The 14,694-nt window shown below is 34.4% G+C and carries 21 protein-coding genes and 1 pseudogene; 21 read left to right on the forward strand and 1 reads right to left on the reverse strand.

Annotated elements, in window-relative coordinates; genetic code table 11:
- Positions 1 to 5: 5 nt before the first annotated feature.
- From rplR to IDG63_RS06760, 19 genes are all read left to right on the forward strand, one after another.
- Positions 6 to 365 (forward strand): 50S ribosomal protein L18, encoded by a 360-nt coding sequence (gene rplR / locus IDG63_RS06670; RefSeq protein WP_000623881.1) that lies wholly within the window; start codon positions 6 to 8, stop codon positions 363 to 365.
- 20 nt (positions 366 to 385) lie between these two features.
- The gene (gene rpsE, locus IDG63_RS06675) at positions 386 to 886 is read left to right on the forward strand and encodes a 30S ribosomal protein S5 (RefSeq protein ID WP_000113851.1); all 501 of its coding nucleotides are present in this window, start codon (positions 386 to 388) and stop codon (positions 884 to 886) included.
- 16 nt (positions 887 to 902) lie between these two features.
- Positions 903 to 1,082: a 50S ribosomal protein L30 gene (gene rpmD, locus IDG63_RS06680; RefSeq protein ID WP_001096577.1), complete on the forward strand. Its 180-nt coding sequence runs from the start codon at positions 903 to 905 to the stop codon at positions 1,080 to 1,082.
- A 16-nt stretch (positions 1,083 to 1,098) separates the two neighbouring features.
- Entirely contained in the window at positions 1,099 to 1,539 is a 441-nt protein-coding gene (rplO, locus tag IDG63_RS06685; RefSeq protein WP_000766074.1) for a 50S ribosomal protein L15, read from the forward strand.
- The gene (gene secY, locus IDG63_RS06690) at positions 1,539 to 2,831 is read left to right on the forward strand and encodes a preprotein translocase subunit SecY (protein ID WP_000616784.1); all 1,293 of its coding nucleotides are present in this window, start codon (positions 1,539 to 1,541) and stop codon (positions 2,829 to 2,831) included. Before rplO ends, secY begins: the two co-directional genes overlap by 1 nt.
- Before the next feature lie 16 nt (positions 2,832 to 2,847).
- Positions 2,848 to 3,495, forward strand: coding sequence for an adenylate kinase (locus IDG63_RS06695; protein ID WP_001021468.1), 648 nt, complete (start codon positions 2,848 to 2,850; stop codon positions 3,493 to 3,495).
- Between the two features lie 192 nt (positions 3,496 to 3,687).
- On the forward strand, positions 3,688 to 3,906 hold the full coding sequence (gene infA / locus IDG63_RS06700; protein ID WP_001118443.1) for a translation initiation factor IF-1: 219 nt from the start codon (positions 3,688 to 3,690) through the stop codon (positions 3,904 to 3,906).
- A gap of 31 nt (positions 3,907 to 3,937) precedes the next feature.
- Positions 3,938 to 4,051 carry a 50S ribosomal protein L36 gene (gene rpmJ / locus IDG63_RS06705; protein WP_000868342.1) on the forward strand — a complete coding sequence of 38 codons (114 nt, stop codon included), beginning with the start codon at positions 3,938 to 3,940 and terminating at the stop codon, positions 4,049 to 4,051.
- 22 nt (positions 4,052 to 4,073) lie between these two features.
- Positions 4,074 to 4,439 (forward strand): 30S ribosomal protein S13, encoded by a 366-nt coding sequence (rpsM, locus tag IDG63_RS06710; RefSeq protein WP_000090796.1) that lies wholly within the window; start codon positions 4,074 to 4,076, stop codon positions 4,437 to 4,439.
- 23 nt (positions 4,440 to 4,462) lie between these two features.
- Entirely contained in the window at positions 4,463 to 4,852 is a 390-nt protein-coding gene (gene rpsK / locus IDG63_RS06715; protein ID WP_000101625.1) for a 30S ribosomal protein S11, read from the forward strand.
- A gap of 74 nt (positions 4,853 to 4,926) precedes the next feature.
- Positions 4,927 to 5,871, forward strand: a complete 945-nt coding sequence (locus tag IDG63_RS06720; RefSeq protein WP_000569649.1) for a DNA-directed RNA polymerase subunit alpha — start codon at positions 4,927 to 4,929, stop codon at positions 5,869 to 5,871.
- A gap of 16 nt (positions 5,872 to 5,887) precedes the next feature.
- Positions 5,888 to 6,256 carry a 50S ribosomal protein L17 gene (gene rplQ / locus IDG63_RS06725; protein WP_000542274.1) on the forward strand — a complete coding sequence of 123 codons (369 nt, stop codon included), beginning with the start codon at positions 5,888 to 5,890 and terminating at the stop codon, positions 6,254 to 6,256.
- A gap of 537 nt (positions 6,257 to 6,793) precedes the next feature.
- A complete protein-coding gene (locus tag IDG63_RS06730; RefSeq protein WP_000389676.1) occupies positions 6,794 to 7,603 on the forward strand; it encodes an energy-coupling factor transporter ATPase in 810 nt (269 codons plus the stop codon).
- A complete protein-coding gene (locus IDG63_RS06735) occupies positions 7,600 to 8,460 on the forward strand; it encodes an energy-coupling factor transporter ATPase (RefSeq protein ID WP_000155386.1) in 861 nt (286 codons plus the stop codon). The genes IDG63_RS06730 and IDG63_RS06735 overlap by 4 nt, the downstream gene beginning before the upstream one ends.
- Positions 8,450 to 9,256, forward strand: coding sequence for an energy-coupling factor transporter transmembrane component T family protein (locus IDG63_RS06740; RefSeq protein WP_000791621.1), 807 nt, complete (start codon positions 8,450 to 8,452; stop codon positions 9,254 to 9,256). Before IDG63_RS06735 ends, IDG63_RS06740 begins: the two co-directional genes overlap by 11 nt.
- A gap of 4 nt (positions 9,257 to 9,260) precedes the next feature.
- Positions 9,261 to 10,064, forward strand: coding sequence for a tRNA pseudouridine(38-40) synthase TruA (gene truA, locus IDG63_RS06745; RefSeq protein WP_001221855.1), 804 nt, complete (start codon positions 9,261 to 9,263; stop codon positions 10,062 to 10,064).
- A 239-nt stretch (positions 10,065 to 10,303) separates the two neighbouring features.
- Positions 10,304 to 10,741 (forward strand): 50S ribosomal protein L13, encoded by a 438-nt coding sequence (gene rplM, locus IDG63_RS06750; RefSeq protein ID WP_001250038.1) that lies wholly within the window; start codon positions 10,304 to 10,306, stop codon positions 10,739 to 10,741.
- A 19-nt stretch (positions 10,742 to 10,760) separates the two neighbouring features.
- A complete protein-coding gene (gene rpsI, locus IDG63_RS06755; RefSeq protein WP_001790547.1) occupies positions 10,761 to 11,153 on the forward strand; it encodes a 30S ribosomal protein S9 in 393 nt (130 codons plus the stop codon).
- Between the two features lie 346 nt (positions 11,154 to 11,499).
- Positions 11,500 to 11,682, forward strand: coding sequence for a hypothetical protein (locus IDG63_RS06760; RefSeq protein ID WP_000655245.1), 183 nt, complete (start codon positions 11,500 to 11,502; stop codon positions 11,680 to 11,682).
- Here IDG63_RS06760 and IDG63_RS06765 read toward each other — a convergent pair.
- Positions 11,664 to 11,896: pseudogene (locus tag IDG63_RS06765) on the reverse strand (hypothetical protein). The gene IDG63_RS06760 and the pseudogene IDG63_RS06765 overlap by 19 nt on opposite strands.
- Positions 11,897 to 12,128: 232 nt before the next feature.
- Between IDG63_RS06765 and alsS the strand changes: the two are divergent.
- On the forward strand, positions 12,129 to 13,793 hold the full coding sequence (gene alsS / locus IDG63_RS06770; RefSeq protein WP_000130149.1) for an acetolactate synthase AlsS: 1,665 nt from the start codon (positions 12,129 to 12,131) through the stop codon (positions 13,791 to 13,793).
- A gap of 36 nt (positions 13,794 to 13,829) precedes the next feature.
- Complete coding sequence (gene budA, locus IDG63_RS06775) at positions 13,830 to 14,534, forward strand: acetolactate decarboxylase (RefSeq protein WP_000186134.1); 705 nt, start codon at positions 13,830 to 13,832, stop codon at positions 14,532 to 14,534.
- Positions 14,535 to 14,694 lie beyond the last annotated feature (160 nt).

Here is a 14,694-nt window from a genome sequence, read left to right on the forward strand (position 1 = left end):
TTGAAATGATCAGTAAAATTGATAAAAATAAAGTGCGTTTAAAAAGACATGCTCGTGTTCGTACTAACTTATCAGGTACAGCTGAAAAGCCACGTTTAAACGTATATCGTTCAAACAAGCATATCTACGCTCAAATTATTGATGATAATAAAGGCGTAACATTAGCTCAAGCTTCTTCAAAAGACAGCGACATTGCTACTACAGCAACTAAAGTTGAATTAGCAACTAAAGTCGGTGAAGCAATTGCTAAAAAAGCTGCTGACAAAGGCATTAAAGAAATCGTATTTGACCGTGGAGGATATTTATATCACGGACGTGTTAAAGCATTAGCTGAAGCAGCAAGAGAAAGCGGATTAGAATTTTAATTTAAAGGAGGGACAAATACATGGCTCGTAGAGAAGAAGAGACGAAAGAATTTGAAGAACGCGTTGTTACAATCAACCGTGTAGCAAAAGTTGTAAAAGGTGGTCGTCGTTTCCGTTTCACTGCATTAGTTGTAGTTGGAGACAAAAATGGTCGTGTAGGTTTCGGTACTGGTAAAGCTCAAGAGGTACCAGAAGCAATCAAAAAAGCTGTTGAAGCAGCTAAAAAAGATTTAGTAGTTGTTCCACGTGTTGAAGGTACAACTCCACACACAATTACTGGCCGTTACGGTTCAGGAAGCGTATTTATGAAACCGGCTGCACCTGGTACAGGAGTTATCGCTGGTGGTCCTGTTCGTGCCGTACTTGAATTAGCAGGTATCACTGATATCTTAAGTAAATCATTAGGATCAAACACACCAATCAACATGGTTCGTGCTACAATCGATGGTTTACAAAACCTTAAAAATGCTGAAGATGTTGCGAAATTACGTGGCAAAACAGTAGAAGAATTATACAATTAAGGAGGGAAAACTAGTTATGGCTAAATTACAAATTACCCTCACTCGTAGTGTTATTGGTCGTCCTGAAACACAACGTAAAACTGTTGAAGCTTTAGGTCTTAAAAAGACTAACAGTTCAGTAGTTGTTGAAGATAACCCTGCTATTCGTGGGCAAATCAACAAAGTTAAGCACTTAGTAACAGTAGAAGAAAAATAATCAAGGAGGTGCCGAAATGAAATTACATGAGTTAAAACCGGCAGAAGGTTCACGTAAAGAACGCAATCGTGTTGGACGTGGTGTTGCGACAGGTAACGGTAAAACAAGTGGTCGCGGACACAAAGGTCAAAAAGCTCGTTCAGGCGGTGGTGTAAGACCAGGATTTGAAGGTGGTCAATTACCATTATTCCGTCGTTTACCAAAACGTGGTTTTACTAACATAAATCGTAAAGAATATGCTATTGTTAACTTAGACCAACTTAATAAATTTGAAGATGGTACTGAAGTAACTCCAGCTTTATTAGTAGAATCTGGTGTTGTTAAGAATGAAAAATCTGGTATCAAAATACTAGGTAATGGTTCACTTGATAAGAAATTGACAGTGAAAGCTCATAAATTCTCAGCTTCAGCAGCAGAAGCTATTGATGCTAAAGGTGGAGCACACGAGGTGATCTAATGATTCAAACCCTTGTGAACTTCTTTAGAACAAAAGAGGTTCGTAACAAGATTTTCTTCACACTAGCAATGTTAGTAATTTTTAAAATAGGGACTTATATACCAGCTCCAGGAGTAAATCCTGCAGCTTTTGATAATCCCCAAGGTTCTCAAGGTGCCACTGAGTTATTAAATACTTTTGGTGGCGGAGCCTTGAAACGATTTTCTATTTTTGCAATGGGTATTGTACCCTACATCACTGCATCAATCGTAATGCAATTATTACAAATGGATATTGTCCCTAAATTCTCAGAATGGGCAAAACAAGGTGAAGTAGGTAGAAGAAAGTTAAATAACGTTACTCGTTATTTAGCAATTTCTTTAGCATTTATCCAATCTATAGGTATGGCATTCCAATTTAATAATTATCTCAAAGGTGCGCTGATTATCAATCAGTCAATTATGAGTTATTTATTAATAGCACTAGTTTTGACAGCAGGAACTGCTTTCTTAATATGGCTTGGTGATCAAATCACTCAGTTCGGTGTTGGTAATGGTATTTCTATTATCATATTTGCGGGTATTTTATCAACGTTGCCAGCCAGTCTAATTCAATTTGGACAAACTGCGTTCGTTGGGCAAGAAGATACATCATTAGCATGGTTGAAAGTATTAGGACTTTTAGTGTCACTGATACTATTAACTGTAGGTGCTATTTATGTACTTGAAGCCGTTCGTAAAATTCCGATTCAATATGCTAAGAAACAAACTGCTCAAAGATTAGGTTCACAGGCAACTTATCTACCTTTAAAAGTGAACTCAGCCGGTGTTATTCCTGTAATCTTTGCAATGGCGTTCTTCTTACTGCCTAGAACATTAACGTTGTTCTATCCAGATAAAGAATGGGCACAAAACATTGCGAATGCTGCAAATCCTTCAAGTAATGTTGGTATGGTTGTATATATTGTACTAATTATACTATTCACATACTTCTATGCATTTGTACAAGTTAATCCGGAAAAAATGGCTGATAACCTTAAGAAACAAGGTAGCTATGTTCCAGGTATTAGACCTGGTGAACAAACCAAAAAATATATTACTAAAGTTTTATATCGTTTAACTTTTGTAGGTTCTATCTTCTTAGCCGTTATTTCAATTCTACCGATATTAGCAACTAAGTTTATGGGATTACCACAATCAATTCAGATTGGTGGTACAAGTTTACTTATCGTTATTGGTGTAGCGATTGAAACAATGAAATCTTTAGAAGCTCAAGTATCTCAAAAAGAATATAAAGGCTTTGGTGGTAGATAATTTTAGGAGGGCACTTATGAATATCATTTTGATGGGTTTACCTGGCGCAGGTAAAGGAACTCAAGCAAGTGAAATTGTCAAGAAATTCCCAATACCCCACATTTCAACTGGTGACATGTTCAGAAAAGCTATAAAAGAAGAAACTGAATTAGGTAAAGAAGCTAAGTCTTATATGGACCGTGGCGAATTAGTTCCTGATGAAGTGACTGTAGGTATCGTTAAGGAAAGAATTTCTGAAGACGATGCAAAAAAAGGCTTTTTATTAGATGGCTTCCCAAGAACAATCGAGCAAGCTGAGGCATTAAATAATATTATGTCTGAGCTTGACAGAAACATTGATGCTGTCATCAATATCGAAGTTCCGGAAGAAGAATTAATGAACCGTCTTACAGGTCGTCGAATCTGTGAGTCATGTGGTACAACGTATCATCTTGTATTTAATCCTCCGAAGGTCGAAGGTATTTGTGATATCGATGGTGGTAAATTGTATCAACGAGAAGATGATAATCCTGAAACGGTAGCTAATCGTTTGAGTGTTAATATTAAACAATCTAAGCCTATTTTAGATTTCTATGATCAAAAAGGTGTATTGAAAAATATTGATGGTTCAAAAGATATTAGCGACGTTACCAAAGATGTCATTGATATTTTAGATCATTTGTAATAGATCAACTTTTAGCGGTCTATTTTAAGTGAGGCATGATTTAATCATATTAGATAGATGAGAGTGGCAATTAACGATAATTAATTCCCGTAATTTTTGTTTAACTTATAAAATTAATCACTGATAGATTCGTAACAATAAAGTTGTCTATTGACGATTACCTTACTATTGCAAAAAGGGGGAAGTTAATCAATGGCTAAACAAGATGTAATTGAATTAGAAGGTACTGTATTAGATACTTTACCGAACGCAATGTTTAAAGTAGAATTAGAAAATGGTCATGAGATTTTAGCTCACGTAAGTGGTAAAATCAGAATGAATTACATTCGTATTCTACCTGGCGACAAAGTAACTGTTGAGATGTCTCCGTACGATTTAACACGCGGAAGAATTACTTATCGTTATAAATAATCGTCACTCCATAATATAGGGAGGTATAAAAATGAAAGTAAGACCATCAGTAAAACCTATTTGCGAAAAATGTAAAGTCATTAAACGTAAAGGTAAAGTAATGGTAATTTGTGAAAATCCAAAACACAAACAAAGACAAGGTTAATAAAAGAGAGGTGTAAATTAATATGGCACGTATTGCAGGAGTAGATATTCCACGTGAAAAACGCGTAGTTATCTCATTAACTTATATATACGGTATCGGTACGTCAACTGCTCAAAAAATTCTTGAAGAAGCTAACGTATCAGCTGATACTCGTGTGAAAGATTTAACTGATGACGAATTAGGTCGCATCCGTGAAGTTGTAGACGGTTATAAAGTCGAAGGTGACTTACGTCGTGAAACTAACTTAAATATCAAACGTTTAATGGAAATTTCATCATACCGTGGTATCCGTCACCGTCGTGGTTTACCAGTTCGTGGTCAAAAAACGAAAAACAACGCGCGTACTCGTAAAGGACCAGTTAAAACGGTAGCTAACAAGAAAAAATAATAGGTAAAGGAGGCAAATTTTAAATGGCACGTAAACAAGTATCTCGTAAACGTAGAGTGAAAAAGAATATTGAAAATGGTGTAGCACACATCCGTTCAACATTCAACAACACTATTGTAACTATCACTGATGAGTTCGGTAATGCTTTATCATGGTCATCAGCTGGTGCATTAGGATTCAAAGGATCTAAAAAATCAACACCATTTGCAGCACAAATGGCTTCTGAAACTGCATCTAAATCAGCTATGGAGCATGGTTTAAAAACAGTTGAAGTAACAGTTAAAGGACCTGGTCCAGGTCGTGAATCAGCTATTCGTGCATTACAATCTGCAGGTTTAGAAGTAACTGCGATCAGAGACGTTACTCCAGTACCTCATAACGGTTGTCGTCCACCAAAACGTCGTCGTGTATAATTTATGATGGTATTGTTACAGGTCACTGAGCAAACATTTTAAATTAAGTCGACGTATATAAGGAGGATATTTAAATGATAGAAATCGAAAAACCTAGAATTGAGACAATTGAAATTAGTGAAGATGCTAAATTCGGTAAGTTCGTTGTTGAACCACTAGAACGTGGCTACGGTACTACACTAGGAAACTCCTTACGTCGTATCCTACTATCTTCATTACCAGGTGCAGCCGTTAAGTATATTGAAATTGAGGGAGTTTTACATGAATTCTCAGCAGTAGACAATGTAGTTGAAGATGTTTCTACAATTATTATGAACATTAAACAATTAGCATTGAAAATTTACTCTGAAGAAGATAAAACTTTAGAAATTGATGTACGTGATGAAGGCGAAGTAACAGCAAGCGACATTACACATGATAGTGATGTTGAAATTTTAAACCCAGAGCTTAAAATTGCAACAGTATCTAAAGGTGGTCACTTAAAAATTCGTCTAGTTGCTAACAAGGGTAGAGGTTACGCATTAGCAGAACAAAATAATACTAGTGATTTACCAATTGGTGTAATCCCTGTTGATTCATTGTATTCACCTGTTGAACGTGTGAACTATACTGTTGAAAATACACGTGTAGGTCAAAGCAGTGATTTTGATAAATTAACATTGGATGTTTGGACTAATGGTTCAATCACACCACAAGAATCAGTTTCATTAGCAGCAAAAATAATGACTGAACACTTGAATATCTTCGTTGGTCTTACTGATGAAGCGCAAAACGCTGAAATCATGATTGAAAAAGAAGAAGATCAAAAAGAAAAAGTATTAGAAATGTCTATTGAAGAATTAGACTTATCTGTACGTTCATATAACTGCTTAAAACGCGCAGGAATCAATTCTGTTCAAGAGTTAGCTGACAAATCTGAAGCTGACATGATGAAAGTGCGTAATTTAGGTCGTAAATCTTTAGAAGAAGTTAAATACAAATTAGAAGATTTAGGATTAGGATTAAGAAAAGAAGATTGATAAAGGAGGTTAACTCATGGGTTACAGAAAATTAGGTCGTACTTCTGATCAACGTAAAGCTATGTTACGTGACTTAGCTACATCACTTATTATTAGTGAACGTATTGAAACTACAGAAGCTCGTGCAAAAGAAGTTCGCAGTGTTGTTGAGAAATTAATCACTTTAGGTAAAAAAGGAGATTTAGCTTCTCGTCGTAATGCAGCTAAAACTTTACGTAATGTTGAAATCTTAAACGAAGATGAAACTACACAAACTGCACTTCAAAAATTATTTGGTGAAATCGCAGAGCGTTACACAGAACGTCAAGGTGGTTACACTCGTATCCTTAAACAAGGCCCTCGTCGCGGTGACGGTGCTGAATCAGTAATTATCGAATTAGTATAAGAATTTATATAAATACACTAACTACTTTTATATAAAGCAAATGAGTGCAACGATAATGTTTGCCACATACAAATATTGTCTAGCTCAGAGTACCCCATCAACTAAATAAAGATTTAAAGCGTGAACTCAACAAACTTATGATGGGGTGCGCGCTTTTTTATTGAATAAGATATCGGACTTATGAACAGAAATGTTTTTAAGTCCGATTTCTTTATATCTACTTTTTTGAGTGCGAATCTAAAAATATGATCAAGCTAGTTTGATTAATTTCACTAGAACTGTATGAAGTGAAAGTATTATCGTTGAATCAAACGCGGCCAACCCTATGTTAGTAAATCATTTATTTTATTAACGTTTATACATAATTGTTAGAGAGGGATAAATGTCCTTATCATTAGTTGTTAAACAACACTTTAAAGACTAGAAATGAGTCAGAAAATACTAGTAATATATAGAGAACCCAGTCAATGTCATATACAGCGATTTATAAATATTGTAAAATATGATAGATACACGAATCGTAAAGGAGAGAGACAAGTGGAGGATAAGAATTCAGTTATTGTATTTAAAAATGTTTCATTTCAATATCAAAGTGATGCATCCTTCACATTGAAAGATGTTTCTTTTAGTATACCTAAAGGTCAGTGGACATCTATTGTTGGTCATAACGGTTCTGGAAAATCTACAATTGCCAAGTTAATGATTGGCATAGAGAAAGTTAAATCTGGAGAAATTTTTTATAATAATCAAACTATAACAGATGATAATTTTGAAAAGTTAAGAAAAGACATAGGAATAGTATTCCAGAATCCGGATAATCAATTTGTTGGTTCAATTGTAAAATACGATGTGGCATTTGGACTCGAAAATCATGCGGTTCCACATGACGAAATGCATAGAAGAGTCGGCGAAGCACTTAAACAAGTTGATATGTTAGAACGTGCAGATTATGAACCTAATGCATTATCGGGGGGACAGAAGCAGCGTGTGGCTATAGCAAGTGTATTAGCACTTAACCCCTCTGTCATTATATTAGATGAGGCGACTTCTATGTTAGATCCTGATGCACGTCAAAATTTATTGGATTTAGTGAGAAAAGTTAAATCAGAACATAATATTACAATCATTTCTATTACGCATGATTTATCTGAGGCGATGGAAGCAGATCATGTTATCGTTATGAATAAAGGGACTGTCTATAAAGAAGGCACAGCGATTGAAATTTTCGACCATGCAGAAGAGTTAACAACAATAGGTCTAGATTTGCCATTCCCAATCAAAATAAATCAAATGCTGGGATACCAAACATCATTCTTAACTTATGAAGGGCTGGTGGATCAACTATGACTATACGCTTTGACAATGTAAGTTATACCTATCAAAAAGGGACACCATACCAGCATCAAGCTATTCATGATGTTAATACAGAATTTGAACAAGGTAAATATTACGCCATCGTTGGACAAACGGGTAGTGGTAAATCAACATTGATACAAAATATTAATGCACTGTTAAAGCCAACTACTGGGACAGTTACAGTTGATGACATTACTATTACACATAAGACCAAAGATAAATATATTAGACCTGTAAGAAAAAGAATTGGAATGGTATTTCAATTTCCCGAATCTCAATTATTTGAGGACACAGTAGAGCGTGAAATGATATTTGGACCTAAAAACTTTAAAATGAATTTAGATGAAGCCAAAAACTATGCCCATCGTCTGTTGATGGATTTAGGCTTTTCAAGAGATGTAATGTCACAATCACCATTTCAAATGTCAGGTGGACAAATGCGTAAAATAGCGATTGTATCGATATTGGCAATGAATCCTGATATTATCGTGGTTGATGAACCCACAGCAGGACTTGATCCACAAAGTAAACGACAAGTAATGCGATTACTAAAGTCATTACAAACAGATGAAAATAAGGCAATTATCCTAATTTCACATGATATGAATGAAGTCGCGCGTTATGCAGATGAAGTCATCGTTATGAAAGAAGGTAGTATAGTGTCGCAAACATCACCAAAAGAGCTCTTCAAAGATAAAAAAAAATTGGCGGATTGGCATATTGGTTTGCCAGAAATTGTTCAGTTACAATATGACTTTGAACAAAAATATCAAACAAAATTAAAAGATATTGCCTTAACTGAAGAAGCATTTGTAAGCTTGTATAAGGAGTGGCAACATGAAAAATAAATTGATTATAGGGCGATATTTACCAATTAATTCTTTTGTTCATCATCTTGATCCAAGAGCAAAGTTAATGTTTGTTTTTCTTTTTATTATATTAATATTTTTCTGTCATTCACCATTAACATATCTTTGGGTGTTTGCACTTATCTTATTCATTATGAGATTAGCAAAAATTCAATTATGGTTCCTAATCAAAGGTTTAACACCAATATTTTTCTTTTTAATCTTCACATTAATGATGCATATATTTTTAACTAAAGGTGGATATGTATTAGTTGAATGGCATGGCATCACGATTGAAACTAATGGTATTTTAGAAGGGCTTTATATATCATTGCGTTTAATTGGGATTGTGATGATTGCAACAATTATGACACTATCTACAAGTCCAATTGATTTAACAGATGCGTTTGAAAGATTACTTGCACCACTAAAGATGTTTAAATTACCAGTTCATCAATTAAGTATGATAATGTCCATTGCGTTACGATTCATCCCGACGTTAATGGATGAGTTAGATAAAATTATTTTGGCACAAAAGTCGCGTGGTTCTGAAATAAGTTCAGGGAACATTGCAACACGTATTAAATCATTTATTCCACTACTAGTGCCACTATTCATCTCAGCTTTCCAACGCGCCGAAGAATTAGCGGTCGCAATGGAAGTTAGGGGTTATGATGCCAATGTTAAGAGAACGAGCTACAGACAGCTTAAATGGCAATTGAGAGATACGTTATCTTTAATCATGATTATCCCAATTGCTATTATTTTATTCGTATTAAAATATTCAGGAGTGTAAATTCATGCGTATATTAGTAGAAATTGCGTATCAAGGAAATAATTTTCTAGGTTTTCAAATTCAACAAAATGGTCGAACGGTACAGCAACAATTTGAAAAGCTATTACAACGCATGCATAAAAGACATGTGAGAATCCATCCTTCAAGTAGGACTGATAGAGGTGTACATGCGATACAGCAATACTTTCATTTCGACACAGAGCTGAATATACCTATGTCACAATGGCAATATGCAATGAACCGAACGTTACCTGATGATATTTATGTCAACAATGTAGTTACAGTCGATGACGATTTTCATTGTCGTTACGATTGTGTAGGTAAACGCTATCGATATAAAGTATATCAAGCACAACACCGCGATCCATTTCAAAGTGGTTTGAAAACATTTATTCCTGAAACGTTGGATTTAGATAAAATGAACAGAGCGGCACAACAATTCATAGGTACACATGATTTTACGGGATTTTGTTCGCAAAAAACTGAAGTAGAAAGCAAGGTTAGAACATTATACCAAAGTGAAATTGTAAAGACAGATGATGGCTTTGATTATATTGTCACTGGATCTGGATTTTTATATAACATGGTGCGTGTCTTAGTTGCATTTTTAATAGAAGTTGGAAAAGGACGACATGAAATTTCTGATGTGCCGAAGCTACTTGAATCAAAGAATCGTAAGAATGTTCCTTTCACTGCAACGGCTGAAGGATTATATTTAGAGAAGATTTATTTAGATGAAAATGAGTTATTAAAAGACTTTGGCAACGATATCAAAATACATCGTAAAAAATCATTACAAAATGACTGATTGCCATTGACAAAAAGCTTGTGAAATTATAAGATTATTAACGGTATTGTTTTATATCCACCCCACGATAAGCCCCGGAAACTTATTGTGTTACAAGATATATAAGCAGAAACGAACAACAGTTAACAAAATAAATGAAATTAAACGTTTTAAAAATGAAACAAATGAAATCATCTATTAGGTTATGAAACTGTTTATAGCTTGAATAGAAGCATTTATTTTTTAGGAGGACAATTATTATGCGTCAAACATTTATGGCAAATGAATCAAACATTGAGCGCAAATGGTATGTTATCGATGCTGAAGGCCAAACATTAGGTCGTTTATCATCAGAAGTAGCATCTATCTTACGCGGTAAAAATAAAGTAACTTACACACCACACGTTGATACTGGTGATTATGTAATCGTTATTAATGCATCAAAAATCGAATTTACTGGTAACAAAGAAACTGACAAAGTTTACTACCGTCACTCAAATCACCCAGGTGGTATCAAATCAATCACTGCTGGTGAATTAAGAAGAACTAACCCAGAACGTTTAATTGAAAACTCAATTAAAGGTATGTTACCAAGCACTCGTTTAGGCGAAAAACAAGGTAAAAAATTATTTGTATATGGTGGCGCTGAACATCCACACGCTGCACAACAACCAGAAAACTACGAATTACGTGGTTAATTAGAAGGAGGAAATGACTTTGGCACAAGTTGAATATAGAGGCACAGGCCGTCGTAAAAACTCAGTAGCACGTGTACGTTTAGTACCAGGTGAAGGTAACATCACAGTTAATAACCGTGACGTACGCGAATACTTACCATTCGAATCATTAATTTTAGACTTAAACCAACCATTTGATGTAACTGAAACTAAAGGTAACTATGATGTTTTAGTTAACGTTCATGGTGGTGGTTTCACTGGACAAGCTCAAGCTATCCGTCACGGAATCGCTCGTGCATTATTAGAAGCAGATCCTGAATACAGAGGTTCTTTAAAACGCGCTGGATTACTTACTCGTGACCCACGTATGAAAGAACGTAAAAAACCAGGTCTTAAAGCAGCTCGTCGTTCACCTCAATTCTCAAAACGTTAATTGTCGGACGATATATACAAAACACCTCGAAGTTATGTCGAGGTGTTTTTTTACGTTTGTGTGGGGAATATGGAACGTGTAGAGTATAATGAATTTTCCTTTATTTAATGTCTCAGGAATAGAATAAATTCAACTATGTATTAGTGATTTGCACGTATGATTTGTACATGCTTAAACAATCAAAAGTGTCCATTATTAAATTATCATTTAGCTTGCGGAGGCCGTATGATAACCGGACGATTGTGTTCTAATCATAGAGGCTCAATGGAAGAACTACGGGACGAAAACCAGACGATAACTCAAGAACCATGATTTAAGAGTATTATCAAAATAAGGAGTGACTTAATTGAAAGATTCTATATTTTGGAAGAAAGCTTTTATTCCTGTTTATTTTATTGTTGCGATGCTGGTGTTTCTACTTTTTAGGTTTTATATTAAAACAGACAACTTTTCTATGTATTTAATGATTATCTTCTTAATTTGTTTAGGAACTGCATCTATCATTTATAACTATAAAAACAATCGATAAATATAAGTATGAAATGTATAAGTCACAGTTAGATCTAAGTCTTGCTGTGGCTTTTTTTATCGAAATGACAATTTTAAATCGCCAAAAACAACATTTTCAGTCCGCCATAAAACAACAATTTCAAATCGCCATTGACTAAACACGACATCCAAAAATTATTGTAACAATTCTTCACATCAATCAATCCAACATCCCTCATAATCACAACGCACAAAATCTATTCATGCATTTTTGGAATACTTAGTATTACAAATAACGATTTTTATTCATCTAACAAAGGTTATATAATGTACTGAAGGCAATTTTTATGTATTACAAATCTAATCGTACATGTAAAATTTTGATAAACATCATTAATTTTGCGTAACTATCATTAGATTACAAATCACAAAGTAATTACATGTAATACACATCTATACATCACATTTGAAGGGAAATGAATATAAATGACTGATAAAAAGTACACTGCAGCCGATATGGTTATTGATACTTTGAAAAATAATGGGGTAGAATATGTTTTTGGTATTCCGGGTGCAAAGATTGACTATCTATTTAATGCTTTAATTGATGATGGTCCTGAACTTATTGTCACTCGTCATGAACAAAACGCCGCAATGATGGCGCAAGGTATTGGAAGATTAACAGGCAAACCGGGTGTAGTACTTGTTACAAGTGGTCCTGGTGTAAGTAATTTAACTACTGGATTATTAACCGCAACATCTGAAGGGGATCCTGTATTAGCGTTAGGTGGCCAAGTGAAACGTAATGATTTATTACGATTAACGCATCAAAGTATTGATAATGCTGCGCTATTAAAATATTCATCAAAATATAGTGAAGAAGTACAAGATCCTGAATCATTATCAGAAGTTATGACAAATGCAATTCGAATTGCTACTTCAGGAAAAAATGGCGCAAGTTTTATTAGTATTCCGCAAGACGTTATTTCTTCACCAGTTGAATCTAAAGCTATATCACTTTGCCAAAAACCAAATTTAGGAGTACCGAGTGAACAAGATATTAATGATGTCATTGAAGCGATTAAAAATGCATCATTTCCTGTTTTATTAGCTGGTATGAGAAGTTCAAGTGCAGAAGAAACAAATGCCATTCGCAAATTAGTTGAGCGCACGAATTTACCAGTTGTAGAAACATTCCAAGGTGCAGGTGTAATTAGTCGTGAATTAGAAAATCATTTCTTCGGTCGTGTGGGCTTATTCCGCAATCAAGTTGGTGATGAATTATTACGTAAAAGTGATTTAGTTGTTACAATCGGTTATGATCCAATTGAATACGAAGCTAGTAACTGGAATAAAGAATTAGAAACACAAATTATCAATATTGACGAAGTTCAAGCTGAAATTACTAATTATATGCAACCGAAAAAAGAGTTGATTGGTAATATTGCTAAAACGATTGAAATGATTTCTGAAAAAGTGGATGAGCCATTTATAAATCAACAACATTTAGACGAATTAGAACAATTAAGAACACATATTGATGAAGAAACTGGTATTAAAGCGACGCATGAAGAAGGAATTCTACATCCAGTGGAAATTATTGAATCTATGCAAAAGGTATTAACTGATGATACTACTGTAACAGTTGATGTTGGAAGTCACTATATTTGGATGGCACGTAATTTCAGAAGTTACAATCCAAGACATTTATTATTTAGCAATGGTATGCAAACGCTTGGTGTAGCATTACCGTGGGCAATTTCAGCTGCACTTGTGCGCCCTAATACGCAAGTTGTGTCCGTTGCTGGCGATGGTGGCTTTTTATTTTCATCACAAGATTTAGAAACGGCCGTACGTAAAAATTTAAATATCATCCAGCTTATTTGGAATGATGGAAAATATAACATGGTTGAATTCCAAGAAGAAATGAAATATAAACGTTCGTCAGGTGTAGACTTCGGTCCTGTAGATTTTGTAAAATATGCAGAATCATTTGGCGCGAAAGGTTTACGAGTTACTAATCAAGAAGAATTAGAAGCGGCAATTAAAGAGGGCTATGAAACAGATGGTCCAGTATTAATTGATATACCTGTAAATTACAAAGATAATATCAAACTTTCAACAAATATGTTACCTGACGTATTTAACTAAAATAAAGATAAATGTTAAAGAGGAGTGGGAGATTTTATGACTAATGTTTTATACCAACATGGTACATTAGGCACATTAATGGCAGGATTATTAAAAGGAACTGCATCAATAAATGAATTATTGCAACATGGTGACTTAGGTATCGCTACACTAACAGGTTCAAACGGTGAGGTAATCTTTTTAGATGGAAAAGCTTACCATGCAAATGAACATAAAGAATTTGTAGAATTAAAAGGTGACGAGTTAACACCATATGCAACTGTAACTAAATTTGTAGCAGATACAAGCTATGAAACGAAAGATAAATCTTCAGAAGCAGTTTTTGCAGAAATTAAGGAAAAGATGTTGAGTGAAAATTTATTTTCAGCAGTAAAAATTTCAGGCTTATTTAAAAAAATGCATGTACGTATGATGCCGGCTCAAGAACCACCTTATACACGTTTAATCGATTCAGCTAGAAGACAACCTGAACAAACTGAAACGTATGTCAAAGGTTCAGTCGTTGGTTTCTTTACACCAGAATTATTCCATGGTATCGGATCAGCAGGATTTCATGTACACTTTGCGAATGATGATCGTAACTTTGGTGGACATGTCTTAGATTTTGAAGTAGAAGATGTTAAAGTAGAAATCCAAAATATAGAAACATTTGAACAGCATTTTCCAATTCAAGATAAAGATTTCACTAAAGCAAATATTGACTATAAAGATATTGCAGACGAAATTAGAGAAGCTGAATAATGAATCCAGAAATATAATGACGGTTTATGAAAATTGACTTCATAATGCGCGATTTAGAAATGATAGTTTGTAAATATGATTAACCATGACTACAATAGAACAAATATATTTATAATTACGTCTAAGTAATAAAATAAATCCCTTCACTATTAGCAGTAGT

Source organism: Staphylococcus sp. EG-SA-14, assembly GCF_017151935.1.
GTDB classification, from domain to species: Bacteria; Bacillota; Bacilli; order Staphylococcales; family Staphylococcaceae; genus Staphylococcus; species Staphylococcus aureus.

Bases quoted from the DNA above. Each gene is read 5' to 3' on its own strand.
- rplR (WP_000623881.1), top strand. From the start codon at position 6: ATGATCAGTAAAATTGATAAAAATAAAGTGCGTTTAAAAAGACATGCT.
- rpsE (WP_000113851.1), top strand. From the start codon at position 386: ATGGCTCGTAGAGAAGAAGAGACGAAAGAATTTGAAGAACGCGTTGTT.
- rpmD (WP_001096577.1), top strand. From the start codon at position 903: ATGGCTAAATTACAAATTACCCTCACTCGTAGTGTTATTGGTCGTCCT.
- rplO (WP_000766074.1), top strand. From the start codon at position 1,099: ATGAAATTACATGAGTTAAAACCGGCAGAAGGTTCACGTAAAGAACGC.
- secY (WP_000616784.1), top strand. From the start codon at position 1,539: ATGATTCAAACCCTTGTGAACTTCTTTAGAACAAAAGAGGTTCGTAAC.
- IDG63_RS06695 (WP_001021468.1), top strand. From the start codon at position 2,848: ATGAATATCATTTTGATGGGTTTACCTGGCGCAGGTAAAGGAACTCAA.
- infA (WP_001118443.1), top strand. From the start codon at position 3,688: ATGGCTAAACAAGATGTAATTGAATTAGAAGGTACTGTATTAGATACT.
- rpmJ (WP_000868342.1), top strand. From the start codon at position 3,938: ATGAAAGTAAGACCATCAGTAAAACCTATTTGCGAAAAATGTAAAGTC.
- rpsM (WP_000090796.1), top strand. From the start codon at position 4,074: ATGGCACGTATTGCAGGAGTAGATATTCCACGTGAAAAACGCGTAGTT.
- rpsK (WP_000101625.1), top strand. From the start codon at position 4,463: ATGGCACGTAAACAAGTATCTCGTAAACGTAGAGTGAAAAAGAATATT.
- IDG63_RS06720 (WP_000569649.1), top strand. From the start codon at position 4,927: ATGATAGAAATCGAAAAACCTAGAATTGAGACAATTGAAATTAGTGAA.
- rplQ (WP_000542274.1), top strand. From the start codon at position 5,888: ATGGGTTACAGAAAATTAGGTCGTACTTCTGATCAACGTAAAGCTATG.
- IDG63_RS06735 (WP_000155386.1), top strand. From the start codon at position 7,600: ATGACTATACGCTTTGACAATGTAAGTTATACCTATCAAAAAGGGACA.
- IDG63_RS06740 (WP_000791621.1), top strand. From the start codon at position 8,450: ATGAAAAATAAATTGATTATAGGGCGATATTTACCAATTAATTCTTTT.
- truA (WP_001221855.1), top strand. From the start codon at position 9,261: ATGCGTATATTAGTAGAAATTGCGTATCAAGGAAATAATTTTCTAGGT.
- rplM (WP_001250038.1), top strand. From the start codon at position 10,304: ATGCGTCAAACATTTATGGCAAATGAATCAAACATTGAGCGCAAATGG.
- alsS (WP_000130149.1), top strand. From the start codon at position 12,129: ATGACTGATAAAAAGTACACTGCAGCCGATATGGTTATTGATACTTTG.
- budA (WP_000186134.1), top strand. From the start codon at position 13,830: ATGACTAATGTTTTATACCAACATGGTACATTAGGCACATTAATGGCA.